Raw genomic sequence first — 24485 nt, 5'->3', positions numbered from 1 at the left:
GCGGCCGCTACTCTGCGTCGGCGTCGTCGGCCGCCGTGCCGGCGTCGTCGGCCGCCGCGTCGGCATCGTCGGCTTCCGGCTCGTCTCCGACGTCTTCCTCCTCGGCGTACTTCGCTAAGATCGTCTCGTAGCCGCGCTTGGCGGTCTCGTACGTCTCGCGGAGGTCGGCGACCGGCGTCTCGCTCGCGTCGACCCGGAGGTCGTTGTAGTAGGGGTCGTCCGCGTCCTCCTCCGTGTTCCGCACTAGCAGCGCCGCGGACTGGACCTCGAGGTCTTCCCGTTTGTCGCCGCCCGCGGCGTGGCCCGCCGCGAGGGCGTCGATCAGCCGCTCGGCGAGCGGCGCGTCGCCGTGCGCGTCGGACTCGTAGGCGGCCGCGGTGTCTTCGATCACATCCTTGCCCGTCAGGAGGTTGCCCGCGACGGTGTAGTTCTGCCCCTCGCGGTGGCCGTACCAGTCGTTACACTCGTCGCCGGAGAACGCGAACGTCCCGTCGGCGTCGACGCCGTGGAGCTGGCGCTGGGCGCTCCCCTCGTCGGCGTTTAACAGGGCCTCCAGGGCGTCGTCGACCGCGAGCCCGTCGCCGAGGTACTCGATTCCCTTTCGCCCCAACTCGACGTTGACGAGCGACTGGGTCGCCACCGCGCCGTCCGACGACGCGAAGGGGCACAGCGTGCCGACGCCCGGCAGCCGAGTGGTCACCGCCACGCCGAACCGGATCTGGTCGCCGCCGTCATCGTCGGTGTACCGCTCGCGAACGCAGATGCTGAACGTCACACGCGTACTGGGTCGGCGTCCCGCAAAAGGATGGGTTCAGGGGCCGATGGTTCCGGTTCTCGAACGACACGTCCGGCCGCGCCGTCCCGCTCGCGACTGCGGTCGAGGCCGATAACAGCGAGGCCGACTACGCCAGCGACGCGACCAAATCGGAGACGGCCGCGACCTCGTCGTCGTTGATCCCGTGGCCCATCCCCTCGTAGATCCGCTCGTCGACCTCGGCGCCGAGCGCCTCCAACACCGCGGTCGTCTCGTGGACCCGCTCCTCGGGAATGTGCGGGTCGACGTCGCTACAGCCGAGGAACGCAGGCGTACCGGCGAGCGGCTCCTCGGTGTCCCCCTCCGCTTCGCCCTCGGCGTCAGCGGTCGCGTCCGCGAGGTAGTCGTCGACGGCGACCGTCTCGCCGATCAGTCCGCCGCTGAAGACGGCGAGCCCGCCGTAGCGGGTCGGGTTGCGGGCGACGAACTCGCTCGCGAGACAGGCGCCCTGCGAGAAGCCGCCGACGAGGACGCTATCGCGGGCGATCCCGGCGTCGACCGCGCGGCCGACCGCCGATCCGACCGCCCGAAGCCCCGAGCTCCGACCCGGCTCGTTGTCTTCGACCGGGGCGAGGAAGGAGTTCGGATACCAGGTGTTGCCGGCGGCCGCGGGCGCGAGCAGGGCGACCTCGTGGTCGCCGGCCAGCTGTTCGCCCAGGTCGACGACGCTGCGGGCGGTCGCGCCACGGCCGTGGACGAGCACGAGCGCCGCGTCGGCATCGTCAAGCGGCGTCCCGGCCGTGACCAGCGGCTCGTCGCCGTGGGGGTCGTCGCTCGCGTGCGCCCCCGGAGAACGGTCGGCCATCTCAGACCCCGACGCCGGCGTCGGCGTCGGGCAGGTCGTGTTTGTTCACGGGGAGCCCGAGCTCCTCGAGGGCTCCCTCCATGTGGCGGTCCTGCGCGAAGTCGGCGCCGTCCTCCTCGCGGAGCCGCTGTGCGGTCGCGAGCACCTCGCCCTTCCGGTCGTCGGGGATCTCGTACTTGTCGGCCGACAGCTCGATGACGAGCCCGTTGTTGTCCTGGGTGTAAATCGAGTGGAAGATACCTCGGTCGAACACGTTGTATCCTTTCCCCTCCTCTTCGAGCGCCGCCATTATCTCCCCGTACTCGTCGGGTTCGACGCTGAAACACAGGTGGTGGACGGCGCCCGTGTTGACGCGTTGGCCGCGCGCGGACGCCCGCTCGTCGCTCACGAACACCGTGAGGATCCGGCCGTCGCCGGTGTCGAAGAAGAGGTGCGTCTGCGAGGGGTCATCGAGGTTCGGCTGCCGCAACACGAGCGGCATCCCGAGCAGGTCGCGGTAGAAGGCGAGCGTGTCCTCCTCGTTGCTTCCCCAGACCGTGATGTGATCGGTGCCGCTGGTGTGGAACGGTGCGTCCGGGAGTTCCGACGTGACCGGAGCCGGCTTCTCTTCGCTCATACCGATCGAAAGGCGACCGAGCCGTATAAAAGCGAGAGGGACGGGACGGTGACCGGCTGACACCGGTGTTATCTGGCGGACCACCCCAAGGGGGAGGACTCCGCTCGGGAGCGCCCGGCGGGTCGCCGCCGCCGGCCGTTCGCGTCGTCGAGTCGCCGAGTCGCGAATCTCCGTGAGCGGAGCTGCGCCGTCAGCCGCGGCGGAGCGCCGTCACCGCTGCCAGACGGGCGGCGCGACACCGAGCGCCCGAACGACCACGGGATACGCGACGGCGATAGCCAAGACGATCAGCAGCGACGCTGGGAGCCCGAGCCCGCCGAGGACGCGCTCGACGGCCGCCAGCGCGACGAACATGGCGACGAACATCACCGCCCAGTGGGGGGCGAGCTGTCGCACCGTCTCCGTTGCCGAACTCATGGTGGCGATAGCGGTCCCGACGGGTAGTGACTGTCGGTAGAACGGAGCGAAACCGTACGAAAACGCCGGTCGGCGGTCAGTACCGCGACGGGATAAACGCCATCCCGGCAAGCATGATCGACGACAGGATGGCGAGGACGATGACGCGCGAGAGACCGCTGTTGTACTGGTTGAACCGCTCTACCTCGGTGACCTGCGCCTCGTAGGCCTCGATGTCGGTCGACATCCGAAGCGTCGACGCGTCGGGGAAGTGCGCGACGTACTCCGTGTCGCCGATCGTCACCGTCGACTGCTGTGCGACCTCGACCGTCTCGGTCTCGGTGGTCTCCCACACGAGGACGGCGCCGTCCGACGTCACGTCGTCGACCGTAACCGTCTGCCCGTCGTAGTCGAGCGTCTCACCCTCCGCGTGCGTCCGCTCTTCGGGCGCGGGGAAGTACTCGTCGACGGGCACCAGCGTCCGGTCACCGTTCTCGTCGGTCACCGCGACGTACTCGCCGTCCTCTAGCGTGACCGTCTCGTTTTCGGCATCGTCGTCGGCCTCGAGGATCGCCTGTCGGTCGAGCACCTCGACGAGCGTGAACTGGCTGGCGTTCTCCCCGGGAATCGAAACGCGCCACTCGCGGTCATCGACCGAGACGGTCGACTCGTTCGCCCAGGTTTCGGAGGTCTCCGCCGTGAACTCGCGTTCGAGCGTGCCCGAGATGACCGTCTGGCCATCGTCGTTCTCGCTTTCAGAGATGCCGGCAACGACGTACGTCTCGCCGCCGACATCGATCGAGTCGTTCACCGATGCGTCGACTTCCGGGTTTTCGAGCGCTATCTCCGGACTCTCGGCCGTCGCGGTCAGCGCACCCGCCACGCCCGCGACGGCGAGGAACAGCGCGACAAACACGGCCACAGCGCGTCGTTGCATAGTTCACGCATGGGTCACCCGGTGTTTAACGGTTACTAAGCGGGTCAGTTCGTGGGACCGACCTACCGGTCCGTGTCGAAGGGAATTGAAAGCCAAGGGCCGGATTTGAACCGGCGTTGGGCGGCTCTGCAGGCCGCTGCGTCTGACCGAACTCTGCCACCTTGGCGCCAGCCGAACGTACCGCTGTCGAGCGTTTAAGTTTAGCGGTCGGATGCGAGCGCTGCGGCTCGCTGGGTATGAAAAAAGCCCACGGACGCGCTGTCCGTGGGCTTGGTGGGATGATTCCCGTATGAGTGGGTAGGCGGCGACTCGTGGTTCCCAGAGGATCGCTCACTCCAGTACTTCACGATACGCTGGTAGGCTTAACTTCCGTGTTCGGAATGGGTACGGGTGTTTCCCTACCGCTCTGGCCGCCTTCATGCCGACTCCCGGATTCGAACCGAGACTCTCTGTATCCTCTACAGCGAGACGCCTGTGTCGGTCTGGTTCGATACCAACCGTGTAAATCGTGCGATCCAGTTACCGCCTGAACTCATGCGAGTCGTGGCGCGTCAGCGCCAATGAATGTGGCTCGGTCTGTTAGTGCTCGTGGGCTTAACACCTCGTTGCCTCGGTGCGTACACCCCGAGTCTATCGAACTCGTCTTCTACGAGTGACCTCTGTGGTACCTCTTTTCCATGTGGGTTTCGAGCTTAGATGCGTTCAGCTCTTACCCCGTGTCGCGTGGCTACTCGGCATCTGCCCTTCCGGACAACCGATACACCAGTGGCGACCAAACGTAGTTCCTCTCGTACTATACGTTCGTTCACGTCAGGTACCTCACACCCCCAATAGATAGCAGCCGACCTGTCTCACGACGGTCTAAACCCAGCTCACGACCTCCTTTAATAGGCGAACAACCTCACCCTTGCCCGCGTCTGCACGGGCAGGATGGAGGGAACCGACATCGAGGTAGCAAGCCACTCGGTCGATATGTGCTCTTGCGAGTGACGACTCTGTTATCCCTAAGGTAGCTTTTCTGTCATCTACGGGTCCCATTCCGGAACCTCGTAGGTTCGCTAGACCACGCTTTCGCGTCAGCGTTCCTCGTTGGGAAGAACACTGTCAGACCATCTTGTGCTCTTGCGCTCTTCGCCGGATTCCCGACCCGGCTGAGATGATCTTCGGGCGCGCTCGATATCTTTTCGAGCGCGTACCGCCCCAGTCAAACTGCCCGGCTACCGGTGTACTCCTCCCGGAGTGAGAGTCGCAGTCACCGACGGGTAGTATTTCAATGCTGACTCGGTGGCGTGCTAGCGCACGTACCTGTGTAGCGTCTCCTACCTATGCTGCACATCGGCGACCACGTCTCAGCGACAGCCTGCAGTAAAGCTCTATAGGGTCTTCGCTTCCCCTTGGGGGTCTCCAGACTCCGCACTGGAACGTACAGTTCACCGGGTCCAACGTTGGGACAGTGGCGCTCTCGTTTATCCATTCATGCAAGCCGCTACTGAAGCGGCAAGGTACTACGCTACCTTAAGAGGGTCATAGTTACCCCCGCCGTTGACGGGTCCTTCGTCCTCTTGTACGAGGTGTTCAGATACCCGCACTGGGCAGGATTCAGTGACCGTACGAGTCCTTACGGATTTGCGGTCACCTGTGTTGTTACTAGACAGTCGGAGCGCCCGAGTCACTGCGACCTGCTCCGTAGAGAGCAGGCATCCCTTCTTCCGAAGGTACGGGACTAACTTGCCGAATTCCCTAACGTCGGTTCTCCCGACAGGCCTTGCCTTGCGCTGGCAGAGCACCTGTGTCGGATCTCGGTACGGACATCGCGCTTGCCTTTTCACGGGCCCTATGTACGGCTGACTTTCGCTATCTCGCGTTTCGCTCGCTTCGTGCCGTGACGGCGTCCACGAGTTTCCACGATTTGACCGGGCGAATGCCCGGCTCAGCGTTCCACACGGCGTCGGCGTTTACTGCACGATGGCGCTGGAATATTAACCAGCTTCCCGTCGGTGTAGTCAAGTTGTGGTACACCTTAGGACCGGCTAACCCTCGGCTGAACGGCAGTGCCGAGGAACCCTTGCTCTTCAGGCCGTCGAGGTTCTCACCCGACTATCGCTGCTACTGTGACCAGGATTGTCGTTACTGGACGGTCCACACGAGCTCTCGCCCGGGCTTCCGTCCGACCAGTACGCCAACCTACGCGGTTGCCCCTGTCAAGGGCACGGCCAGGTCTCGGTGGTAGATTTGAGCCCCGATCATTTTGGGCGCCTCAAACCTCGGCCGGTAAGCTGTTACGCTTTTCTTAGCGGGTAGCTGCTTCTAAGCTCACCTCCCGGCTGTTTAGGGCTTGAGACCACCTTCGAATCGCACTTAATCTACACTTTGGGACCTTAACCCGGCTCTGGGTTGTTCCCCTCACGGTACACAGGCTTACCCCGCGCACCGGACTCCCTTCGTCTACAGCGCCTGCGGGTTTGGAGTTCGACAGGATGGCCGACTCCTCTCGGAGGCGGGTCATCCAATCGGTAGCTCTACCCCGCGGGCTACCTCGGAAGAGGTCATGCTTCGACATGTTTCGGTTGGAACCAGCTGTTGCCAGGCTCGATGGGCCTTTCACCCCTACACACGAGTCACGAGAGGATATTGTAGAATACCAACTCTAACAGGCCTCCACGTGGCTTTCGCCACGCTTCACCTTGCTCGCGCGTAGATCGCCTGGTTTCGGGTCGCACCCAATTGACTCCCCGCGCTTGAACACGGTGGCCCTCGCAATGCTGCGGCCGTATCGGTTTCCCTGCGCCTTCCCCGGTTCACGGGTTAGACTCGTCAATCAAGTGCACTCCCTGGGTCGTTTTTCAAAACGCACGACACGACGCCGGCTCGATTCTCTTCCTACTGGAGGATCGCTCCTCGGTCGTTTTGAGAATCGCCTTATACGCCCTGTCGCTCGATCGCCAGCTGATTTCAGGCCCTATTGCACCGCCCTTCTCGGGGTGCTTTTCAGCGTTCGCTCACGCTACTTGTTCGCTATCGGTCTCGAGGAGTGTTTAGCCTTCTCAGGGGATGCCTGAGATGTTCACAGAGGATATCCGACCCCTGCTACTCTGGATTTGACGCCAACGGTACTGTTCTCTCATACGGGGTTGTCACCCTGTTTCACGCTCCGTTCCAGGAGACTTCTGAGAGAGTGTCGCGTTTTGGTTGTCAACCCGAACACCACATTGGTCCGAAGACCTTCGGTTTGGGCTGTGTCGCGTTTACTCGCGGTTACTGACGACATCGCTGTTGCGTTCTTTTCCTGCCCTTACTGAGATGTTTCAATTCAGGGCGTTCCCTATTGCGCGTGGCAATTGTTGAACGGATTCCGATTGGGAGATCTCGTGTTCTTTCCCTCCATGCGGGTCCCACGAGCTTTTCGCAGCTTGGCACGTCCGTCGTCGGCTCTCGAGCCGAGCCATTCACCAGCTGGCACAGTAGCCAGTAGTGTGTCAGCCAACTCTCCGAAGAGAGTGCTGACGGTGTCAAGTGACATAGTGTCACCCGACTGTATATGGTTCACTGACGTTCCACGAACTCGGATGAGTTCAGTGGACGTCTGGATCGCACGTATACACGGTTGTCATTGAATCGCCCCGGGTGTGACGGGGCGTTCGTCGAACCCTTCCCATCCGCGGTTTCCCGGGATGGTGCATCGGTCGTCGTGTCCGAATCGAATCGCGTCTCCCACTTAAGGGGACGGATTCGCTTCGGACGGACATGGACTCACTGGGATTCGAACCCAGGGCATCCTCCTTGCAAGGGAGGCACTCTACCGCTGAGCTATGAGCCCACCTTCCCTGTGGGGAAGGTCTGGTGTGTGTGTGGTGTGAGCCGTGGTCGTTCTGCGGTGTCCAAGCCGGTGGGTGGGCGGACTGTCACAGGCCAATGCGAATGAGTAGTGACCGTCGTGGTGACGGTCGTAAGGTGAGCTCGCCCAGAGGGCGAGTCTCGGGTCGGTGGAGGTGATCCAGCCGCAGATTCCCCTACGGCTACCTTGTTACGACTTAAGCCCCCTTGCGAAGCCCAGATTCGACGTACGAGGTACGCCTCATCCGGACCTCACTCGGGTGCTTTGACGGGCGGTGTGTGCAAGGAGCAGGGACGTATTCACCGCGCGCTTGTGACACGCGATTACTACCGAATCCAGCTTCATGTGGGCGAGTTGCAGCCCACAATCCGAACTACGATCGAGTTTCTGAGATTACCGTCTCCTTTCGGAGTTGGAACCCTTTGTCTCGACCATTGTAGCCCGCGTGTTGCCCAGCACATTCGGGGCATACTGACCTACCGTTGCCCGTTCCTTCCTCCGTGTTAGCCACGGCGGTCCCCCTACTGTCCCCAGCTACCTCGCGGTACTGCTGGCAAGTAAGGGTGCGGGTCTCGCTCGTTGCCTGACTTAACAGGACGCCTCACGGTACGAGCTGACGGCGGCCATGCACCTCCTCTCTGAAACTCGGACAAGGTCATCAACCTGGTCGTCATTATTACAGTCGATGCTGGTGAGATGTCCGGCGTTGAGTCCAATTAAACCGCAGGCTCCTCCGGTTGTAGTGCTCCCCCGCCAATTCCTTTAAGTTTCATCCTTGCGGACGTACTTCCCAGGCGGCCTGCTTAGCGGCTTCCCTACGGCACAGCACCCACTCGTAGTGGGAGCCACACCTAGCAGGCATTGTTTACGGCCAGGACTACCCGGGTATCTAATCCGGTTCGAGACCCTGGCTTTCGTCCCTCACTGTCGGATCCGTTCTCGCGACGTGCTTTCGCCATCGGCGGTCCGTCCAGGATTACGGGATTTCACTCCTACCCCGGACGTACCCGTCGCGCCTTCCGGTCCCAAGCCACGCAGTTTCTACCGGGCGCCCACCTGTTGAGCAGGTGGATTTCCCGATGGACTTGCGCGGCCAGCTACGGACGCTTTAGGCCCAATAAGATCGGCCATCACTTGGGCTGCCGGTATTACCGCGGCGGCTGGCACCGGTCTTGCCCAGCCCTTATTCTGGTACCACCTTACGGTACCGAAAAGCACAGGCGCTATGCCTGTGCACTTGGGATCCCCCTATCGCACTGTCGTGCAGTGTAAAGGTTTCGCGCCTGCTGCGCCCCGTAGGGCCCGGAATCTTGTCTCAGATTCCGTCTCCGGGTTCTCACTCTCATGACCCGTACCGATTATTGGCACGGTGGGCCGTTACCCCACCGTCTACCTAATCGGCCGCAGCCACATCCTTCGGCGCCGGAGCGTTTGGCATACCACTCATTCCAGTGGTGGTATGGTATGCTCTATTAACCTCAGTTTCCCGAGGGTATGGAGCTCCGAAGGGTAGTTTGGCCACGTGTTACTGAGCTATTCGCCACGAGTCTGAACTCGTGCGACTAGCATGGCTAAATCGGATCCCAATAGCAATGGCCTCCGGCAGGATCAACCGGAATGAATATCCTTCGAGCCTGATTCCCGGCTCGAAGGGGGTGTTGGCGGGTGTCAATCTCGTCGAAGACGAGGGTTGACACACCATTGCATTGGTCTGTGTGGTGTCCGGCCCATCCAGCGACTTGGATGACACCGAACGACCACGGCTCACATCAGATCACCGCTTACGCCGGAGCGCAGGGGGCGTGATCCTCATCCTTCGCGGACCTGAACGTACCGGACGACGGGTCATAAACCCATCGGAACGGTACGGGTCCAGCGAAACCGGGCCGGGTTGAACGGCCCGAGTCCGCGTTGCGTTCTTCGCATTTCTTCGAATGCCCGGGTTGTACTTAACCCCGTCGAACTACCGGCGCCACGTCATGCGATTTCATGCCGAGAGAAGCGGGACAACTGACCGGATCGAGTCGAACCGGAGACGAGCCTACCCGGGACGGTATCTCTGTCGCGACAGGGTGATCAACTCCGAGGCGTTCGGGTCGGTCGACAGCGAAAACGAGAGATCGGAACCGGTGCGCCCGAGGGTTACTCGTCGTCGAGGTACTCGATGCCCTGCTTCGAGACGTTGGCCTTGGTGATGTCGTCAAGGTCGTTGAGCCAGAAGTCGTCGTCCGCGTCGTCGACCTCGGGAGCGCCGTCCTTCCAAGCCCACCCCTCGTACTCGTGGACCTTCTGGGTCCCCTTCTCCCGGAGCCGGAGCGTCGTTCGCTCCGCCTCCTCCTCGGAGGGTGCCGGCTCGAGAGTTCGAGCCGCTTTGAGCGCCGCCTGACGCGGCATGTTTCCCGAGAACTCGCTCGGTTCCGATCCGTCCTCCTCTCGCAGGGCAAAGTTTCGCTTACCGTCTTCACGTACCATGGTTTTGCCTCCGTGTGACTCCAGCACACAGTGTGTAATAAATATATCGGGGAAATGAAAGCTGCGCGCCACAATGTTTATATATCACCTCGGCGGCGGCTGGCGATTTGGGACCTCAAAGCGGGAGCGAAGCGGGTGATCGGCGGCGATTCGCGGGGCGTTCAGCGCGCGCGACACGTCGATTCGGGGTTCACGAGGCGATTGTGATCCCTCGAATCACTGGCGGATCGGCCTCGTATGTTCGGCTTTCACCGCGCAGGCGCGCGGCCAACCGGACCCCGAATACGCGTAAACAACACTTATGTGTCTGCTATGGCGAAGTGCGACAAGCACACCCGCGATGGTCCGCAAAAAGAAGCTCAGCCCCAGTGGCGCCAAGGACGACGACGGGGAGTACCACAACGTCCACGTGAACCTCCACGAAGACGAACTCGCCGTCGCCGGCATGGAGATCGGCGACGAGGTGTTCGTCCGAGTCCGAGACGGGAAGATAATCATCCAGAAGGCTGACGCCAACCCGGAGCAGCTCGAACACGACTTCTGACGCGGACCGCGGGATTCGACGTATTTTCGCCGCCGAGCGACCGCCACGCGGACCGCGGTCGGCGGATTGATTGTCGCTCGTGACGAGGCCCAGACGATGGGCGCGTACGACCTGTTGAAGCCAGCACTGTTCCGGCTGCCACCGGAGACCGCACACGGACTGATACACCGGCTGCTCGGCGGCGTTCAGGGGACGCCGGTCGCCGACCGACTCGCCGAGCGGTACGCGGTCGACGACGAGCGGCTCGCGGTCGACGCGTTTGGGGCGGCGTTCCCAAACCCCGTGGGCGTTGCGGCCGGGTTCGACAAGAACGCGCACGTCCCGCGAGCGCTGGCGTCGCTCGGGTTCGGGCACGTCGAAGTGGGCGGCGTCACCGCCGAGCGACAGCCCGGAAACCCGCGCCCGCGACTGTTCCGGCTGAAAGAGGACGAGGCGCTCGTCAACCGGATGGGGTTCAACAACGAGGGCGCCGACAGGGTGGGCGAACGCCTCGACCGCGACCCGCTCCCCGAGGTGCCGGTCGGGATCAACATCGGGAAGTCGAAGTCGACGGCCTTGGAGGAGGCTCCCGACGACTACCTGTACACGTACGAGCGCGTCGCGGACGCGGGCGACTACTTCGTCGTCAACGTCTCCAGCCCGAACACCCCGGGGCTCCGCGAGCTCCAGAACCGCGAGGCCTTAGAGCGCATCCTCGGCACGCTCGCCGACGCCGGCGCCGACCCGTTGCTCGTGAAGCTCTCCCCGGATCTCCCGGAGCCGGCGGTCGAGGACGCGCTCGGCGTCGTCGACGACCTCGGCCTCGACGGCGTCATCGCGACCAACACGAGCACGTCGCGCCCGGACACGCTGCGAAGCCACAACCGAGCCGAGCGGGGCGGCCTCTCTGGGAAGCCGATCGAGTCGCTCGCGACAGAGCGGGTGCGGTTCGTCGCGGAGCGAACCGACGTCCCGGTGATCGGCGTGGGCGGGATCTCCGACGCCACGGGGGCCTACGAGAAGATACGGGCGGGCGCCTCGCTGGTCCAGTTGTACACGGGGCTCGTCTACGAGGGGCCGGGGCTCGCGCGCGACATCAACGAGGGGCTCCTCGAACTGCTCGAACGGGACGGGTTCGACTCGGTCGACGAGGCCGTCGGCGCGGACCTGTGATCGGGTCGAAAACCGAAAGCAAAGAGCGGTCTACGCGTCGTTCCGGACGATGACGACGACGTCGTCCGCCTGAAGCAACTCGCCCTCGCCCTGGTACTGCCGCTCCTCTTCGACCGCGAACTCGTCGTCGACGAGCGTGACGCCCGCGACGTGAAGCTCGTCGCCGTCGATCTCATACTCCTCCTGCGCGAGGGCGGCCTCGATGTCGCCGACCTGGTCGCCGTACTTCGGGCCGACGGTGGCGTAGTCGAGGTCGATACCCGTGATCACCGTCTCGACGGGCGCGTCGCCGTCGGGGTGGACCGCGAGGTCGTCGACGTGCATCACGCCGGTGATGTCGTCCTCGAAGCCGCGCACGTCGGCGTACACCTCGACCGCGTCGAGCGCGGCGGTGAGCGGGAGCTGGTTCTCGCTTTTGTACTTCCGGAGGGCGCCGACGACGGCGGTCGCGGCGGTCCCGGCGTCGCGGTCGGCCTCGATCCCCAGCGGTTCGGGCCAGTCGGCGAGGTGGATCGAGTCGCTCGCGCCGTCGGCGAGGGCGGTCTCCTCCGCGTTTGCGGCGTCAGCACCGGCGGCGGCGTCAGCGGCACCGGCCGCGTCCGGGACGGCGTCGGCGTACATGTCGTGCCACAGCTCCTCGGTGACGTGCGCGAGCAGCGGCGCGAACAGCTTCAAGAACCGACGGTGGGCGGTCCGGAGCGTGTACGCGGCCGCGTCGTCTTCGCGCTGTTTCGCGATCTCGAGGTAGTCGTCGCAGAACGTGTTCCAGAAGAAGCTCCGGAGTTCGTCCCGCGCCTTCGAGAACGCGCGGTCGTCGAGGAGCTCGGTGAGCCGCTCGACCTCGGCGTCGAGTTCGGCGAGGAGCCAGCGGTCGAGCTCGCGCAGTCCGTCCTCGGGCTCGGCCGGGAACGGCTCCGGCGCGAGCGACTCGACGAGCTTCGAGGCGTTCCACAGCTTTCGGATCAGCTTCTCGCCCGCGCGGAGGTCCTTCTCCTTGAACGGGAAGTCGTCGCCGACGGCGGTGCCGGCGGCCCAGTAGCGCGTGGCGTCGACCGGGAACTCCTCGAGGACCGCCTCGGGCTCGACGACGTTGCCGACCGACTTGGACATCTTCTCGCGGTTCTCGTCGAGAACGTGCCCGTTGATCATCGTCTCCTCGAACGGGACCTCGCCGGTGTGCTCGTAGCACTTGACGAGCGTGTGGAACAGCCAGAAGCTGATGATGTCGTGGCCCTGCGGGCGGAGGTCGAACCGGTACAGCTCCGGGCGCTCCATCGTGAACTCCTCGGCCTCCTCGTCCCAGTCCCAGCCCGCATTGATGAGCGGCGTGAGGCTGGAGGTAGCCCACGTGTCGAGCACGTCGTCCTCGGGCTCGAACTCGTCGTGCCCGCACGCGGGGCAGGTGTCGACCGGCGGGTCGTCGGAGAGCGGGTCGACGGGCAGGTCGGCCTTCTCGGCGATGATCTCCTCGCCGCAGTCCTCGCAGTACCACACCGGGAACGGAATGCCGGAGGAGCGCTGGCGGGAGATGAGCCAGTCCCACTGGAGCCCCTCGACCCAGTGTTCGTACCGGGTGAACATCTTCTCGGGCGACCAGTCCATCTCCCGGCCGACCTCGAGGTACTCGTCCGTCTTGTCGAGCATCTCGATGTACCACTGCTCGGTGACGAGGAACTCGACGCTCGTCCCGCAGCGCTCGTGGACGTTGACGGTGTGGGTGATGTCGCGGCGGTCGAGCAGCGCGCCCGCCTCGTCGAGGTCCTCCACGATGGCCTCGCCGGCCTCGTCGGCGTGGAGCCCCTCGTACCCCTCGGCGACGTCGGTCATGTGGCCGGACTCGTCGATGGCGACGCGGAGGTCCAGGTCGTGGACTTGGTACCACTCGATGTCGTTCTGGTCGCCGAACGTACAGCACATCACGACTCCGGAGCCCGTCTCCATGTCGACGCGCTCGTCGGCGATGATCGGCACCTCGTGGCCGAACAGCGGGACCTCGGCGGACTCGCCGACGAGGTCCTGGTTCTCGTCGTCGTCGGGATGGACGAAGACGGCGACGCAGGCCGGGAGGAGTTCGGGGCGCGTCGTCGAGATGGTGAAGGTCTCCCCGTCGGTTCCCGCGACGGAGAACGCGATGTCATTGAAGTGACTCGCCTGCTCGTCGTCCTCGGTCTCGACCTGCGAGATGGCGGTCTCGCACTCGGGACACCAGATCGCGGGCGCCTTCTCGCGGTACTCCCGACCCTGGTCGTAGAGGTCGACGAACGAGAGCTGGGAGACGCGCTGGACGCGCGGCTCGATCGTCTGGTAGGTGTGGTTCCAGTCGACCGACACCCCGAGCGACTGGACGTTCTCGGTGAACTGCTCCTCGTAGTTCGCACAGACCTCGCGGCACTTCGCCTGGAACTCGCGGCGCTCGAAGTCTTGGTGGCGGATGTCGAGTTCGTCCTCCGTCAGGCGCTCGGAGGCGATCCCGTTGTCGTCGTAGCCGAACGGGAAGAACGTCTCCCCGCCGTTCATGCGCTCGAAGCGCGCGACGAAGTCCTGGAGGGTGAACCCGTAGAGGTGGCCCATGTGGAGGCTCCCCGATACCGTCGGCGGGGGCGTGTCGATGGAGAAGACGGTGTTCGGATCGACCGGGTCGTCGGCGGCGTAGGCGTACGTCTCCTCGTCGACCCAGCGCCGCTGCCAGCGCGGCTCGACGGCGTCGGGGTCGTACTCACCACTGGGCATTTCGGTCACACGTTCCGCCGGTTCCCCCTTAACGGCCTCGGTTGTGCGGGACGTCGCCGTGCGCGGGCGCGGTCAGCGGCCTTCAGACCGTGTCGTCGAGGGCCGTCAGACCGTGTCGTCGAGGTCGTGTTCGGCCGCCATCTTCGACGCCTCGGACGCGAACCGCTCGACCTCCTCTGCCGGGCTTTCCCCGAGCGCGTTCTCCTCGACCTCGCGGCCGGCGGTGATCCCGTCGCCCGTGACGAGCCGCTGTTCGGCCAGCTCCTTCGTGTGCATCCGCTCGCCGTCCTCCGTGGCGTAGGTGAGCCGCACGAGTCCCTTCGAGTCGAACTGCCGGTCGACGAGCCAGACCGTAGTCATACGCGGCGATGCGTGCCTGCGACGCTTAAAAAGGACGGTTAGGATATGGGAGATTGAGGCGAGTGGTCGATTCCGGAAAGTGGTTGCGGTGGCGCGTGCCTGCGAGCGCCCGAAGGGCGCGAGTCAGCACGCGCGAGGGACGCGGCGACCGGAGCGAAGCGGAGGGAGCCGCGAGGCTGGGGAGGTGTGAGGTGCGGTCGCGGGGTGGGACTCAAAGGGGCAGCCGGGAGAAGCTCGGAGGCGACGCAAGCACCGCAGCGAAGGAGCGGAGCGGCTGAGCGAGGAGCGCAGCGAGCGTCCGGGCTTCTCCCGGCTGGGGCTTTGGAAGTAGTTACCGGTGACAGGCCGTCGAGTCCGAACCAGCGGGAATCTCACACGTCTCGTCGTCACCGCTTTGTATCGGCTCACCAAACCGGTGGGCATGCACATCGAGTTCGACCGCGACACCTGCGTCGGGATGTACCAGTGCGTCGCCGAGTGGGACGCCTTCGAGAAGAACCTGAACGACGGGAAGGCCGATTTAGCGGGGAGCACCGAGGAAGACGAAGACCTGTTCGTCGTCGAGGTCCCCGACGGCGAGGAGCTCGACGCGAAGTTCGCGGCGCGGTCGTGCCCGGTCGACGCCATCGAAGTGTACGACGACGATGGCGAACAACTGGTGTGAGCGGCTCCGGTCGCTCGATTGGTTTCTTATAAACTAAAGCCGGTGTATCGATCCGGGCGAACGCCACCGAAGCCCCGGCCGGGAGGCGGGCGCACGCTCGCTGCGGTCCTCAGTCGGTCGCTCGCTTCGCTCGCTCCCGCCCTGCGGTCCTTACGTCGCCTGCGCCCGCCTCCCGGCCGCCCCTTCGAGTCCCACCCCGCACAGCACCGCACCCGCACCCTCATACCTCCCCAGCCTCGTCGGCCTCCCTTCGGTCGGCCGACTCCAGCGAGGGACCGAAGGTCCCTCTGGCAGCCGGCGCGTAGCGCCGGCGACCTCGCACGCGCTCCTCGCGCCCGACGGGCGCTCGGAGGCGCGCGCCGAGGTGGATAGTTGAAGAATCGCGTCGACTCCCACCTGATTCTATTTATAAATGGTCGGCCACGTCCTCGGCGAAGTACGTGATGATGAGGTCCGCGCCCGCGCGCTTGAGCGCCGTGAGCGACTCCAGCGCGGTCGCCTCCAGGTCGAGCCACCCCTTCTCAGCGGCAGCGTGGAGCATCGCGTACTCGCCGGAGACATTGTACGCGGCGATCGGGTGGTCGAACTCCCGCCGGAGGTCACTCACGATGTCGAGGTACGGGAGCCCGGGCTTCACCATCAGCACGTCCGCGCCCTGCTCGGCGTCGAGGCGCGCCTCCCGAAGCGCCTCGCGGCGGTTCGCGGGGTCCATCTGGTAGTGCCGGCGGTCGCCGAACGCGGGCGCGCCGTCGGCCGCGTCGCGGAACGGCCCGTAGAAGGCCGACTCGTACTTCGCGGCGTAGCTCAGGATGGCGACCTCCTCGTGGCCCGCGTCGTCGAGCGCCTCGCGGATCGCTCCCACCTGGCCGTCGGTCATCGCGGAGGGGGCGACCACGTCCGCGCCCGCGTCCGCCTGCGAGACCGCGGTGCGCGCGAGCAGGTCGAGCGTCTCGTCGTTCTTGACGGTGAGCGTCGGGTCCGACTCGGCGGTCTCCTCGATGACGCCGCAGTGACCGTGGTCGGTGTACTCGCAGAGGCAGACGTCGCCGATCACGGTGACGTCGGTTTCGGCGGAAATCCGGCGGATCGCGCGCTGAACGACGCCGTCGTCGGCGTACGCCCGGCTCCCGGACGCGTCCTTCGACTCGGGGACGCCGAAGAGGATCACGGCCTCGACGCCGGTCTCGCGGATCTCGGCGACACGGGCGACCGCCTCGTCGACGGGGACGCGCTCGTGGCCGGGCATTGTCTCGATGGGCACGCGCTCGTCGGTCGTGGCGTCGACGAAGACGGGCGCGACGAGGTCAGACGCCGAGAGGTCGGTCTCGGCGACGAGCGGACGAACGCCGTCGGTCCGGAGGCGGCGGGGCCGGTCCGTGAGGTCCATGGAGGGGGTTGGTCCCCCGCGGACTTTTAGCGTTCGTCTCGGTCGCGGGCGACGGGGGCGGGCTCGGAGGTCGCTCGGCGGAGAGGAGCCAGCCGCCGCCTACTCCGAGGACTCGATATCGATCCGGTCGCGGAGCTCCGCGAGCTCGTCCGACTCCGCGAGTTCCTCGACGCGCTGTTTGAAATGGGACTCGCAGAGGCCGACGACCACGCCGCGCTGCTCCGCCTCGTACGTGGCCTCCCGGTCGCAGTAGTGACACCGCATACGTGACACTCGGTTCGGCCCGGGCTTAATCCTGTTCGTCGGGCGCGGCGGCGGGGGAATCCGCACCCCCGAACCCCTCGACCGAGACCGGCTCGGGCAGCCGCTCGCGGACGGGTTCGAACGCCGATTCCGTCAGCCCGGCGACGCCGAGCGTCCGCTCGTGGGCGTCCGTCCCCCCCGTTCTGAGCAGGTCGTTCTCGGCGGCGAAGCGGTCGATCCGCTCGTCGTCGACGGCGCGGCCGTAGGGGTAGAACCGTTCGATCGCGTCAATCGCGGCCGACTCGCGCGCGACGTCGAGCGCCTCGTCGACGCGCCCGTACCGGAACGGATGCGCGAGCCCGACGAGCGCGCAGGCGTCCGCGAGCAGGTCGAGCCCCTCGTCGAGCGGTGTCACGTCGCGCGCGACGTAACACGGACCGTCGTTTCCGATCAGCTCGTCGAATGCCCCGGCGTAGTCGTAGGGCGCGTCAGACTCGTCGATTGCCCGCGCGATGTGCGGTCGGCCCAACCCCTCGCGGGGTTCCAGGTCGAGGTCGACCCCGAGCCGCTCCTCGACCGCGTCGAGGATGGCCGCGCCGCGCTCGCGGCGGTCGCGCTGAAGGCGATCGATCTCCGCGTCGAGCGCGTCGGTGTGTTCGACGCCGTAGCCGAGAAGGTCGAGGCGCTCGAAGCCGGCGTCGACGCGGAGTTCGATCCCGCGGACGATCCGGACGCCGTCGCGCTCGACGACCGGCGCGTCGAGGCCGGGGTGGATCCGGTCGTGGTCGGTGACGGCGACCCAGTCGACGGCCGCCTCGCGGGCGGCCGCGGGCACCTCGTCGAGCGTCAGCGTGCCGTCGGAGACGACCGTGTGCGCGTGGAGGTCGGCGACGACGGGATCGCTGGAGTCGGGGGAATCGTCGAGGACGGCGGAATCAGAAGATTCGGCCGAATCAGCGGAGTCAGCGGGCATAAAGCCGAATAATTGCGCCCGCCACTAAGCCGCGGCGGTCCCGGGAACCACCGGAGCCGGTTCGATATAAGGCGATATAAGGTATCCCCTCCGACTAAGGTCGTACATGGACAATCATTAAGAACCATCGGCGGTTTTCATCTGTTGATGCGCTTGAACGGCGTCGACGACCGACTCGAACGGCACCAGTACCCGACCACCTCTGAGGAGATCATCGCGGCTCACGGCAACGCGACCGTAGAGCTCGCGAACGGGTCCGAGCGGCTCGGCGACGTCTTAGAGCGGTTCGGCGACCAGACGTTCGAGGACGCGGAGGACGTGTTCACCACGCTCCGCGCCGGCGTCTGCCACCGCGGCGTCGGTCGCCGGTTCTACTCGGACCGCGACCCCACGACCGACGCGGAGGAGGGGCCCTCGCCGGTCTCGTTCTGACGCGCCGAACCGCACGGAGTCCGTACCCCTTTCTTTCGAAGCCTAACCGCAGAGCGACGCAACTACCGTCGACGGCGCCAGCGAGCCGCGAGGCTACGAGACCCCGTCGACGACCCCGGAGAGGTCGAGCGGGACCGACCCCTTGCGATACCCCTCTATCGAGCCGTCGGGCTCGGCGCGGTAGACGACCGCGGGCTTGTGTCGGACCGCGGGTTCGGCCTCGCGCACGGCGGCCCACTCGTCGGCGGGAAACGACGAGCAGTCGACGAACAGCGTGACGCCGCCGGCGTGGGCCGCGAGCTGCCCGCTCGTCTTCGTCTCGGCGGTGTCGCGGACGGCCGCCACAGGGTCGTTCGCGGAGCGGCCGGCGGTCGGCTGCGGGCGCGTCACCTCGACGAGGTGGCCGGCGCCCGTCTCCGGGTCCGTCGCGCGGAAGTCGAGCGAGTGGCCCGTCGTCACCTCGATCTCCGGGGTGACCTCGTACCCCGCGTCCGTGAGTATCCGGGCCGCGGTGAACTCGGCGATGGCCGCGCTCATCCGGACGAGGTCCTGCGAAGCGGAGGTGCCGAGCTTCCCGGCCATGACCTCGCGGTAGTCGTCGAGCGTCCCCGGACGGAGCGTCTCCTCGACGAACCCGGTCCCCTCCTCGCGGGTCGCGTCCGGGAACCCGGCCGCGTGGTCGCGGAAGAACGCCCGGCTCGTCTCCGCGCCGTCCTTCGAACAGAACACGGGCAGGAAGTACCACGAGACGTGCGGGTAGTCCGCCAGCCACGGCTCGTCGTCGTGGAGCCCGGCGAGCAGCTCCCGCTGGGCCCACCGCGAGACCGGGTACGGCGCCTCGTCGAACCCGTACTTGTCCGTCCGCCAGAGCTCGCTCGGCGTCTCCGTGTTGCCCAGCCAGTACCCGGCCGGACCGCCCTCGGCGTCCGACGGGGGATCCGCGTCCTCTTCGGTCCAGCAGAACAGCGCGAACGACCCGTCGTCCATGTCGAACCGACGCGCCTCGTAGCCGGGCGGCGGCGCGAACCACGGGTCGCCGGCCGTCGCTCCGAGGTTCTCGTCGAGGGGGCGACCGATCTGCGACCGGACGCGGTCGGCGGTCCACCGACCGGGCGAACGCCTGAAGCGGAGCGGTTGTGCCACGTGCGTTTGGTATCACACCGCGGGGTTAATTGATTCCGGTGGACCGACCCGATCGTTCACGGTTTATGATGCTTTTGCCGACAGGTATATTACAGGAACCGGCCAAGTGTGGGTGTACCATGTCAATGGGTGCCTATGACGAGGCCGAACACGAGCGTCGCGAGAAGAAGACCAGCGAAGTCGACGCCGACTTCGACGCGGAACGGCCCGAGTACTCCGGATCCCTGACCTACGACTCGGGCGACTCCACGGAGGCACTCCTCGACAAGTTCGAAGAGCTTCAAGGCGAGTGACGCGGCCGCGGCGACGCCGCGTCAGCTGACTCCGTTCTCAACGCCGGCAGTTGCTACAGCACTCACGAGCGACAGTACTCGCGAGGGACACCACTCACGAGAGCCAGATCGCCGCGGAACAGACGATCGCGACCGCGAGGACGTGACCGACCACCGCGCCGAGCAGCACGGGCTCCGTGAGCAGGAACGGGACGAGCGCCAGCTGGACGAGCGAGAAGCCGATGTTCTCGGCGTCAAGCCGCCGGACGGTCGCCCGCTCCTCGGGAGAGAGGTCGACGTGGACCGCGCGCCACAGCGCGACGACGGCGCTCCACCAGGAGGTGCCGATGCGGTACGTGAGGTCCCAGAGGACGAGCAGCGTGAGGTAGACGACGGGCAGCGGCGGCTCCGGACCGAACAGCCGGTCGATGAGCGTCGGGCCGGCGGTCACGTCCCACGCGAACAGGTACGTCACCAGCGCGATGAACGCCAGCACGCCCAACACGATCTCGATGCTCGACCCGAACAGCAGGCGCTTGTGCTCCGGCGGGGTCCCGAGCAGCCGGTTCTTCGCGCCCAGGCGGTGCATCTCGACGCTGCCGACCGCCGCGACGACGACCGCGACAGTGCCAGCCGCCACGGCGTCCCACGTCCCGTAGTACCAGCCGAGCCCCACCACGCCGACCTCGAAGATGAGAAACTGGAGCGCGACCGCCAGCGGCCGCGAGATGTTGAGCCCGGGGATCCCGCCGACGAGGCTCTCGTACACCCACGTCTCGCCGTACTCGCGGCTCACGGCGAGACCCCGGGGAGCGCGCTCAGGCGGGATTCCTCGGCCGTCCGCGACTCGGTCAGTGCCCGGGCGACCGCGAGTTCGAACGGCGTGCGCTCGACGGGCACGAACTCCCGGATCCGGTCGTCCTCGACGATCACGGTGTTGCGGAGCCCCTCGACCAGCGACCGAGCGAGGTAGGGGTTCACGTCGGTGACGAGCCGGAGCCACCGAGCCGACAGCTCCGGGCTCAACACCGGGACCCTGACGATCCGGAGCCCGCCGCCGAGCTGTCGCCGTGTGCGCCGGAGGATCTCGGCGTAGGTCAACACCTCGGGGCCGCCGATCTCGAAGGTCTCGCCCGCGGTCTCGGGGACGTCGAGGACGCCCGCGAGGTACGCGACCACGTCGGCTATCGCGATCGGCTGACACAGCGTGTCGACCCACTTCGGGGTGACCATCACCGGGAGCCGCCGCGCGAGCCCGGCGACCACCTCGAAGCTCGCGCTGCCTGCGCCGATGATGATCGCGGCTCGAAGCGTCGTGAGCGCTGGGTCGCCCCCGGCGAGGATCCGCTCCACCTCGCGCCGCGACCGGAGGTGCTCGGAGAGCTCCTCGCGGTCCTCGCCGAGCCCGCCGAGGTAGACGATCCGGTCGACCCCCGCGTCGGACGCGGCCGCGGCGAAGTTGGTCGCGCAGTTGCGGTCGCGCTCCTCGTACCCCGGGCCGCCGTCCATCGAGTGGACGAGGTAGTACGCGGCGTCGACGGTCTCGCCGTCGAGTTCGAAGGCGGGCGGGAGCGTCTCCGGTTCCAGCAGGTCCCCCTCGACCACCAAGACGCCCTCGGGCGCGTCGTAGCCGTCGGCGTCGCGGACGAGCGCGACCACGTCGTGGCCGCGCGCGAGGAGCGTCTGGACGAGCCGGCTCCCGACAAATCCAGTCGCGCCGGTGACGAGCACTCGCATACCGTCCCCTCGGGCGGAGCGACCATAAGCCCCGTCCCGGGCGGACGACCCTCCTCGGGGCCGCGGTCGTCGCGGGCGACGGGGGTTCGCGGACCGATCGCTAGAAGTGCCCCCGGGTCCCTCGTCCGGTATGCGCGCTGGCGAGTTCGAACCGGTCCGCGGCGTCGAGGACCTGTACGTCCACGACACCGGCATGTTCGACACCGACGAGTACGGCGCCGTCTACGTGTACGACGCCGAGCGACCGATCGTGATCGACACCGGAACGGGGGCGAACCGAGAGGCCCTCTTCGAGACGGTCGAGGAGATCGGAATCTCCCGCGAGGAGCTCGCGTGGATCCTCCCGACCCACGCCCACCTCGACCACGCCGGCGGCGCCGGCTACCTCGCGGAGCGCTACCCGAACGCCGAGGTTCGGGTGCCCGAGAAGGGCGTCCGCCACCTCGTCGACCCCGAGGCACTCGTCGCGGGCACCAAGTCGGCGGTCGAGGAGCAGTGGGAGTACTACGCGGAGCCGAAGCCGGTGCCCGACGACCGGATCGAGGGCGTCGCCGAGGGCGACCGGATCGACCTCGGCGACCGCGAGTTCGTCGTTCACGAGGCGCCCGGGCACGCGCCCCACCACGCGGTCTACCACGAGCCCGACGCGGACGTCGTGTTCGCCGCCGACGCCGCCGGCATCTACGTCCCCGAGATCGACGCGGTGACCCCGACGTCGCCGCCGCCGCAGTTCGACTTCGAGCAGTGCCTCGACGACATCCGACAGATCGAGGAGCTCGACCCGGACACGATCTGTTTCGGCCACTTCGGGCCGCGCGACTGCGACGGGGACCTGCTCGGCGAGGCGAAGCGGGCGTACGTCGAGTGGGTCGAGCGCGTCCGACAGAAGCGCGCCGAGCTCGACGACGACGAGGCGGTCGTCGACCACTTCGAGGAAGCGAGCCGCGACATCGACTACTGGAACCCCGAGCGCGCGAAGGCGAACACGAGCCTGAACACGCGCGGCGTGTTGACGTATCTCGATTACGTCGACGACGCGGAGTGAATCGCGGGCGAGACGCGGCGGCGGCGTTGAGCGGCCGGCGAAACGCGACGCGGACCCGCCGAGAGAAACGCCCTAAACCCCGCCGCCCGTAGGCCCGACCAGATGGGCATCTTCGACACGATCCGGGCCGTGCTCGGGACGAGCGCCGAGACCGACGCGACCCGCGAGGCGGACCCCGAGGACCTCTTCGGGATGTCGACCGCGTACATGACGATGGAGGCGGACCTCCGCTACGACCACTGCGGCGAGGCCGCCCTCTGTTTCTCCGGCATGGACAGCACCCGGTTCGATGAGGCGGTTGAGACCGTCGAGGCCATCTTAGAGGCCGGCGAGATAGACACCGGCACCGGCTTCCACCGCCACGAGGACGATCACGGCTACCAGTGGTTCGTCCTCGAGGACGACGACCCGGAGGACCTAGTGACGAGCGTCCACTTCGCGGCCGACCAGTTCATCGAGGAGGGGTTCGGATCGCGGCTGCTCGCGGCCGTGTTCGGCTTCGAGAACGACGACGGCCCGGTCTACTGGATCTACTCGTTCCGACGGGGCGCGTACTACCCGTTCGCGCCACGGGGGACGAACGACCGAAACCAGCGGGTCGAGTTCAAGCTCCAGTCCGTCCTCGACGGCGAGCTCGGCTTAGAGGACGACGAGTCGTACTGGTACCCGCTGTGGCCCGACGCGCCCGGGAACCACCCGTGGGAGTGAGCGGGAGTGAACCGCGAACCACCGGTGATCCGATGAGCGACGAGACGAATCCCGACGACGGATTAGACAGGTCGGACGGATCAGACGGGTCTGGCGGATCAGACGGATCGGACGGATCGGACGCGGTAGGTCGGAACACCCCAAAGAAGCGCCTGCTGCGCGGAATCGCCGTCCAGACGGCGGCCGTCGCCGCGGCGGTCCACCTGCTGTGGGCGTGGCCGCGACTCGGCTCGCCGCCGGACGCGCGCCCCTACTTCTTCCTCGCCGGGAGCGCGCTCGCGGTGGCGGTCGCCGTCGCGACGCTGCGGGCCGGCGAGTACCGGCGGTTGTACGCGCTCGGCGCAGGGACGCTCGGCGCGTTCCTCGGCGGGTTTCTCGCGTGGCACGGGGGCGACGCGGCCGCGGCGCTCGCGGCGGAGCCGCTCGCGGTCGTGGCGGTGATCGTCGAGGTTGTGGGCGTCGGCGCCTACCTCGCGCTGTACCGGCTCGCGCCACCGACAAGCGTCGCCGTCGAGCGTCGACGAGGAGAGGGGGGATCGGACGGAAACGAAGGGAGGGAGGAGGGAGCGCCGTGACCGACGCGTATCGGACGGTTGCCGAGCGCGCGACCGCGCGGTTCGAGGTCCAGGGCTCCGAGTTCCTCGGCCACGTCGCGCCCGTCGACACGGTCGAGGCGGCGGAGGCGTTCGTTGAGGCGGTTCGAGAGGAGTACGCGGACGCGACCCACAACGTGCCCGCGTACCGGGTCCCCGCGGGCGAGCCCTCTGAGCGCACGCCGGGCTCGGAGCCGATGCTCAGAGAGTATTCGTCGGACGACGGCGAGCCGACCGGCTCCGCGGGCAAGCCCGCGCTGAACGTCCTCCAGCAGCGCGAGGTCCGGAACGTCGCCGCGGTGGTGACGCGGTACTACGGCGGGACGAACCTCGGCGTCGGCGGCCTCGCGCGCGCCTACTCGCGCGCGGTGAAGGACGGCGTCGACGCGGCCGGCGTGATCAAGGAGCGACCGCACCGGAGTCTGGTCGTCGAGACGGAGTACGACGACTCGGGGACCGTTCGAGGCGTGATCGAGTCGACGGGCTTCGAGTTCGACGCGGAGTACGGCGAGCAGGTCCGGTTCGACCTTCGCGTGCCGGTCGAGGAGGTTGAGGAACTCCGCGAGCGGCTCAACGACGCGACGAGCGGGCGGGTCGAAATCGATCGCTAACGTCCGTTGACGGCTG

At 66.5% G+C, this 24485-nt stretch carries 23 protein-coding genes, 2 tRNA genes and 3 rRNA genes; 9 read left to right on the top strand and 19 right to left on the bottom strand.

Features of this window, described 5'->3' with window-relative positions:
• Positions 1-7: 7 nt before the first annotated feature.
• The 11 genes from ACOZ35_RS12195 to ACOZ35_RS12145 form a co-directional block, all read right to left on the bottom strand.
• The gene (locus tag ACOZ35_RS12195; protein WP_424013837.1) at positions 8-775 is read right to left on the bottom strand and encodes a DUF1028 domain-containing protein; all 768 of its coding nucleotides are present in this window, start codon (positions 773-775) and stop codon (positions 8-10) included.
• 127 nt (positions 776-902) lie between these two features.
• Positions 903-1619, bottom strand: coding sequence for an alpha/beta hydrolase (locus tag ACOZ35_RS12190; RefSeq protein ID WP_424013836.1), 717 nt, complete (start codon positions 1617-1619; stop codon positions 903-905).
• A gap of 1 nt (position 1620) precedes the next feature.
• Positions 1621-2235 carry a VOC family protein gene (locus ACOZ35_RS12185; RefSeq protein ID WP_424013835.1) on the bottom strand — a complete coding sequence of 205 codons (615 nt, stop codon included), beginning with the start codon at positions 2233-2235 and terminating at the stop codon, positions 1621-1623.
• A gap of 210 nt (positions 2236-2445) precedes the next feature.
• A complete protein-coding gene (locus tag ACOZ35_RS12180) occupies positions 2446-2652 on the bottom strand; it encodes a hypothetical protein (RefSeq protein WP_424013834.1) in 207 nt (68 codons plus the stop codon).
• Positions 2653-2728: 76 nt separating this feature from the next.
• Entirely contained in the window at positions 2729-3553 is an 825-nt protein-coding gene (locus ACOZ35_RS12175) for a hypothetical protein (protein ID WP_424016064.1), read from the bottom strand.
• 105 nt (positions 3554-3658) lie between these two features.
• Positions 3659-3734, bottom strand: a tRNA-Cys gene (locus tag ACOZ35_RS12170).
• Positions 3735-3864: 130 nt separating this feature from the next.
• Positions 3865-3986 (bottom strand): 5S ribosomal RNA (rrf, locus tag ACOZ35_RS12165).
• A 143-nt stretch (positions 3987-4129) separates the two neighbouring features.
• Positions 4130-7042: ribosomal RNA gene (locus ACOZ35_RS12160) — 23S ribosomal RNA — on the bottom strand.
• A gap of 271 nt (positions 7043-7313) precedes the next feature.
• Positions 7314-7385: transfer RNA gene (locus ACOZ35_RS12155), tRNA-Ala, on the bottom strand.
• 167 nt (positions 7386-7552) lie between these two features.
• Positions 7553-9022, bottom strand: a 16S ribosomal RNA gene (locus ACOZ35_RS12150).
• The 16S, 23S and 5S rRNA genes sit together here with 2 tRNA genes alongside, the layout of an rRNA operon.
• 523 nt (positions 9023-9545) lie before the next feature.
• Complete coding sequence (locus ACOZ35_RS12145; protein WP_044965795.1) at positions 9546-9875, bottom strand: non-histone chromosomal MC1 family protein; 330 nt, start codon at positions 9873-9875, stop codon at positions 9546-9548.
• Between the two features lie 340 nt (positions 9876-10215).
• On the opposite strand from ACOZ35_RS12145, the gene ACOZ35_RS12140 reads away from it, so the two are divergent.
• Both ACOZ35_RS12140 and ACOZ35_RS12135 read left to right on the top strand, forming a co-directional pair.
• Positions 10216-10419 (top strand): hypothetical protein, encoded by a 204-nt coding sequence (locus ACOZ35_RS12140; RefSeq protein WP_004599199.1) that lies wholly within the window; start codon positions 10216-10218, stop codon positions 10417-10419.
• Between the two features lie 96 nt (positions 10420-10515).
• Complete coding sequence (locus tag ACOZ35_RS12135; protein ID WP_424013833.1) at positions 10516-11571, top strand: quinone-dependent dihydroorotate dehydrogenase; 1056 nt, start codon at positions 10516-10518, stop codon at positions 11569-11571.
• 30 nt (positions 11572-11601) lie between these two features.
• Here the strand turns inward: ACOZ35_RS12135 and ACOZ35_RS12130 are convergent, their stop codons facing one another.
• On the bottom strand, positions 11602-14301 hold the full coding sequence (locus ACOZ35_RS12130; protein ID WP_424013832.1) for a valine--tRNA ligase: 2700 nt from the start codon (positions 14299-14301) through the stop codon (positions 11602-11604).
• Positions 14302-14406: 105 nt separating this feature from the next.
• Complete coding sequence (locus ACOZ35_RS12125; RefSeq protein ID WP_007995502.1) at positions 14407-14661, bottom strand: hypothetical protein; 255 nt, start codon at positions 14659-14661, stop codon at positions 14407-14409.
• 421 nt (positions 14662-15082) lie between these two features.
• On the opposite strand from ACOZ35_RS12125, the gene ACOZ35_RS12120 reads away from it, so the two are divergent.
• Positions 15083-15325: a ferredoxin gene (locus ACOZ35_RS12120; protein ID WP_007995504.1), complete on the top strand. Its 243-nt coding sequence runs from the start codon at positions 15083-15085 to the stop codon at positions 15323-15325.
• 406 nt (positions 15326-15731) lie between these two features.
• On the opposite strand, the gene hemB is transcribed toward ACOZ35_RS12120, so the two are convergent.
• The 3 genes from hemB to ACOZ35_RS12105 all read right to left on the bottom strand — a co-directional run bounded on the left by hemB (position 15732) and on the right by ACOZ35_RS12105 (position 17928).
• The gene (hemB, locus tag ACOZ35_RS12115; RefSeq protein WP_424013831.1) at positions 15732-16712 is read right to left on the bottom strand and encodes a porphobilinogen synthase; all 981 of its coding nucleotides are present in this window, start codon (positions 16710-16712) and stop codon (positions 15732-15734) included.
• A 99-nt stretch (positions 16713-16811) separates the two neighbouring features.
• Entirely contained in the window at positions 16812-16976 is a 165-nt protein-coding gene (locus ACOZ35_RS12110) for a DUF6757 family protein (protein ID WP_006114727.1), read from the bottom strand.
• Between the two features lie 25 nt (positions 16977-17001).
• Positions 17002-17928, bottom strand: a complete 927-nt coding sequence (locus tag ACOZ35_RS12105) for a PHP domain-containing protein (RefSeq protein WP_424013830.1) — start codon at positions 17926-17928, stop codon at positions 17002-17004.
• Positions 17929-18075: 147 nt separating this feature from the next.
• Between ACOZ35_RS12105 and ACOZ35_RS12100 the strand changes: the two genes are divergently transcribed.
• Positions 18076-18360, top strand: a complete 285-nt coding sequence (locus ACOZ35_RS12100; protein WP_008444580.1) for a DUF5789 family protein — start codon at positions 18076-18078, stop codon at positions 18358-18360.
• Between the two features lie 93 nt (positions 18361-18453).
• Here ACOZ35_RS12100 and ACOZ35_RS12095 read toward each other — a convergent pair whose 3' ends face one another.
• On the bottom strand, positions 18454-19503 hold the full coding sequence (locus ACOZ35_RS12095; RefSeq protein ID WP_424013829.1) for a DUF5784 family protein: 1050 nt from the start codon (positions 19501-19503) through the stop codon (positions 18454-18456).
• A 125-nt stretch (positions 19504-19628) separates the two neighbouring features.
• On the opposite strand from ACOZ35_RS12095, the gene ACOZ35_RS12090 reads away from it, so the two are divergent.
• Positions 19629-19796 carry a DUF5786 family protein gene (locus tag ACOZ35_RS12090; protein WP_006629189.1) on the top strand — a complete coding sequence of 56 codons (168 nt, stop codon included), beginning with the start codon at positions 19629-19631 and terminating at the stop codon, positions 19794-19796.
• A gap of 94 nt (positions 19797-19890) precedes the next feature.
• Here ACOZ35_RS12090 and ACOZ35_RS12085 read toward each other — a convergent pair whose 3' ends face one another.
• Together ACOZ35_RS12085 and ACOZ35_RS12080 are read right to left on the bottom strand one after the other, a co-directional pair.
• Positions 19891-20571: a DUF7530 family protein gene (locus ACOZ35_RS12085; RefSeq protein WP_424013828.1), complete on the bottom strand. Its 681-nt coding sequence runs from the start codon at positions 20569-20571 to the stop codon at positions 19891-19893.
• Positions 20568-21512 (bottom strand): NAD(P)H-binding protein, encoded by a 945-nt coding sequence (locus ACOZ35_RS12080; RefSeq protein WP_424013827.1) that lies wholly within the window; start codon positions 21510-21512, stop codon positions 20568-20570. The genes ACOZ35_RS12085 and ACOZ35_RS12080 overlap by 4 nt, the downstream gene beginning before the upstream one ends.
• Before the next feature lie 130 nt (positions 21513-21642).
• Between ACOZ35_RS12080 and ACOZ35_RS12075 the strand changes: the two genes are divergently transcribed.
• The 4 genes from ACOZ35_RS12075 to ACOZ35_RS12060 all read left to right on the top strand — a co-directional run bounded on the left by ACOZ35_RS12075 (position 21643) and on the right by ACOZ35_RS12060 (position 24469).
• On the top strand, positions 21643-22557 hold the full coding sequence (locus ACOZ35_RS12075; RefSeq protein WP_424013826.1) for an MBL fold metallo-hydrolase: 915 nt from the start codon (positions 21643-21645) through the stop codon (positions 22555-22557).
• A gap of 102 nt (positions 22558-22659) precedes the next feature.
• Positions 22660-23265: a PspA-associated protein PspAB gene (pspAB, locus tag ACOZ35_RS12070; RefSeq protein ID WP_424013825.1), complete on the top strand. Its 606-nt coding sequence runs from the start codon at positions 22660-22662 to the stop codon at positions 23263-23265.
• Positions 23266-23297: 32 nt separating this feature from the next.
• Positions 23298-23840: a hypothetical protein gene (locus tag ACOZ35_RS12065; RefSeq protein ID WP_424013824.1), complete on the top strand. Its 543-nt coding sequence runs from the start codon at positions 23298-23300 to the stop codon at positions 23838-23840.
• Positions 23837-24469, top strand: a complete 633-nt coding sequence (locus ACOZ35_RS12060) for an IMPACT family protein (RefSeq protein ID WP_424013823.1) — start codon at positions 23837-23839, stop codon at positions 24467-24469. Before ACOZ35_RS12065 ends, ACOZ35_RS12060 begins: the two co-directional genes overlap by 4 nt.
• The last annotated feature ends 16 nt before the right edge of the window (positions 24470-24485 follow it).

The organism is Halorubrum xinjiangense (genome assembly GCF_049604745.1).
GTDB lineage: Archaea > Halobacteriota > Halobacteria > Halobacteriales > Haloferacaceae > Halorubrum > Halorubrum xinjiangense_A.
The sequence above is the reverse complement of the archived record's forward strand: the minus strand, read 5'-3'. Positions and strand labels throughout refer to the sequence as shown.

Excerpts from the sequence above, each read along its gene's own strand:
- ACOZ35_RS12130 (WP_424013832.1), bottom strand. The coding sequence starts at position 14,301 with ATGCCCAGTGGTGAGTACGACCCCGACGCCGTCGAGCCGCGCTGGCAG.
- ACOZ35_RS12120 (WP_007995504.1), top strand. The coding sequence starts at position 15,083 with ATGCACATCGAGTTCGACCGCGACACCTGCGTCGGGATGTACCAGTGC.
- ACOZ35_RS12180 (WP_424013834.1), bottom strand. The coding sequence starts at position 2,652 with ATGAGTTCGGCAACGGAGACGGTGCGACAGCTCGCCCCCCACTGGGCG.
- ACOZ35_RS12065 (WP_424013824.1), top strand. The coding sequence starts at position 23,298 with ATGAGCGACGAGACGAATCCCGACGACGGATTAGACAGGTCGGACGGA.
- ACOZ35_RS12080 (WP_424013827.1), bottom strand. The coding sequence starts at position 21,512 with ATGCGAGTGCTCGTCACCGGCGCGACTGGATTTGTCGGGAGCCGGCTC.
- ACOZ35_RS12185 (WP_424013835.1), bottom strand. The coding sequence starts at position 2,235 with ATGAGCGAAGAGAAGCCGGCTCCGGTCACGTCGGAACTCCCGGACGCA.
- hemB (WP_424013831.1), bottom strand. The coding sequence starts at position 16,712 with ATGGACCTCACGGACCGGCCCCGCCGCCTCCGGACCGACGGCGTTCGT.
- ACOZ35_RS12090 (WP_006629189.1), top strand. The coding sequence starts at position 19,629 with ATGGGTGCCTATGACGAGGCCGAACACGAGCGTCGCGAGAAGAAGACC.
- ACOZ35_RS12190 (WP_424013836.1), bottom strand. The coding sequence starts at position 1,619 with ATGGCCGACCGTTCTCCGGGGGCGCACGCGAGCGACGACCCCCACGGC.
- ACOZ35_RS12100 (WP_008444580.1), top strand. The coding sequence starts at position 18,076 with ATGCGCTTGAACGGCGTCGACGACCGACTCGAACGGCACCAGTACCCG.
- ACOZ35_RS12135 (WP_424013833.1), top strand. The coding sequence starts at position 10,516 with ATGGGCGCGTACGACCTGTTGAAGCCAGCACTGTTCCGGCTGCCACCG.
- ACOZ35_RS12105 (WP_424013830.1), bottom strand. The coding sequence starts at position 17,928 with ATGCCCGCTGACTCCGCTGATTCGGCCGAATCTTCTGATTCCGCCGTC.
- ACOZ35_RS12140 (WP_004599199.1), top strand. The coding sequence starts at position 10,216 with ATGGTCCGCAAAAAGAAGCTCAGCCCCAGTGGCGCCAAGGACGACGAC.
- ACOZ35_RS12145 (WP_044965795.1), bottom strand. The coding sequence starts at position 9,875 with ATGGTACGTGAAGACGGTAAGCGAAACTTTGCCCTGCGAGAGGAGGAC.
- ACOZ35_RS12125 (WP_007995502.1), bottom strand. The coding sequence starts at position 14,661 with ATGACTACGGTCTGGCTCGTCGACCGGCAGTTCGACTCGAAGGGACTC.
- ACOZ35_RS12110 (WP_006114727.1), bottom strand. The coding sequence starts at position 16,976 with ATGCGGTGTCACTACTGCGACCGGGAGGCCACGTACGAGGCGGAGCAG.
- pspAB (WP_424013825.1), top strand. The coding sequence starts at position 22,660 with ATGGGCATCTTCGACACGATCCGGGCCGTGCTCGGGACGAGCGCCGAG.
- ACOZ35_RS12075 (WP_424013826.1), top strand. The coding sequence starts at position 21,643 with ATGCGCGCTGGCGAGTTCGAACCGGTCCGCGGCGTCGAGGACCTGTAC.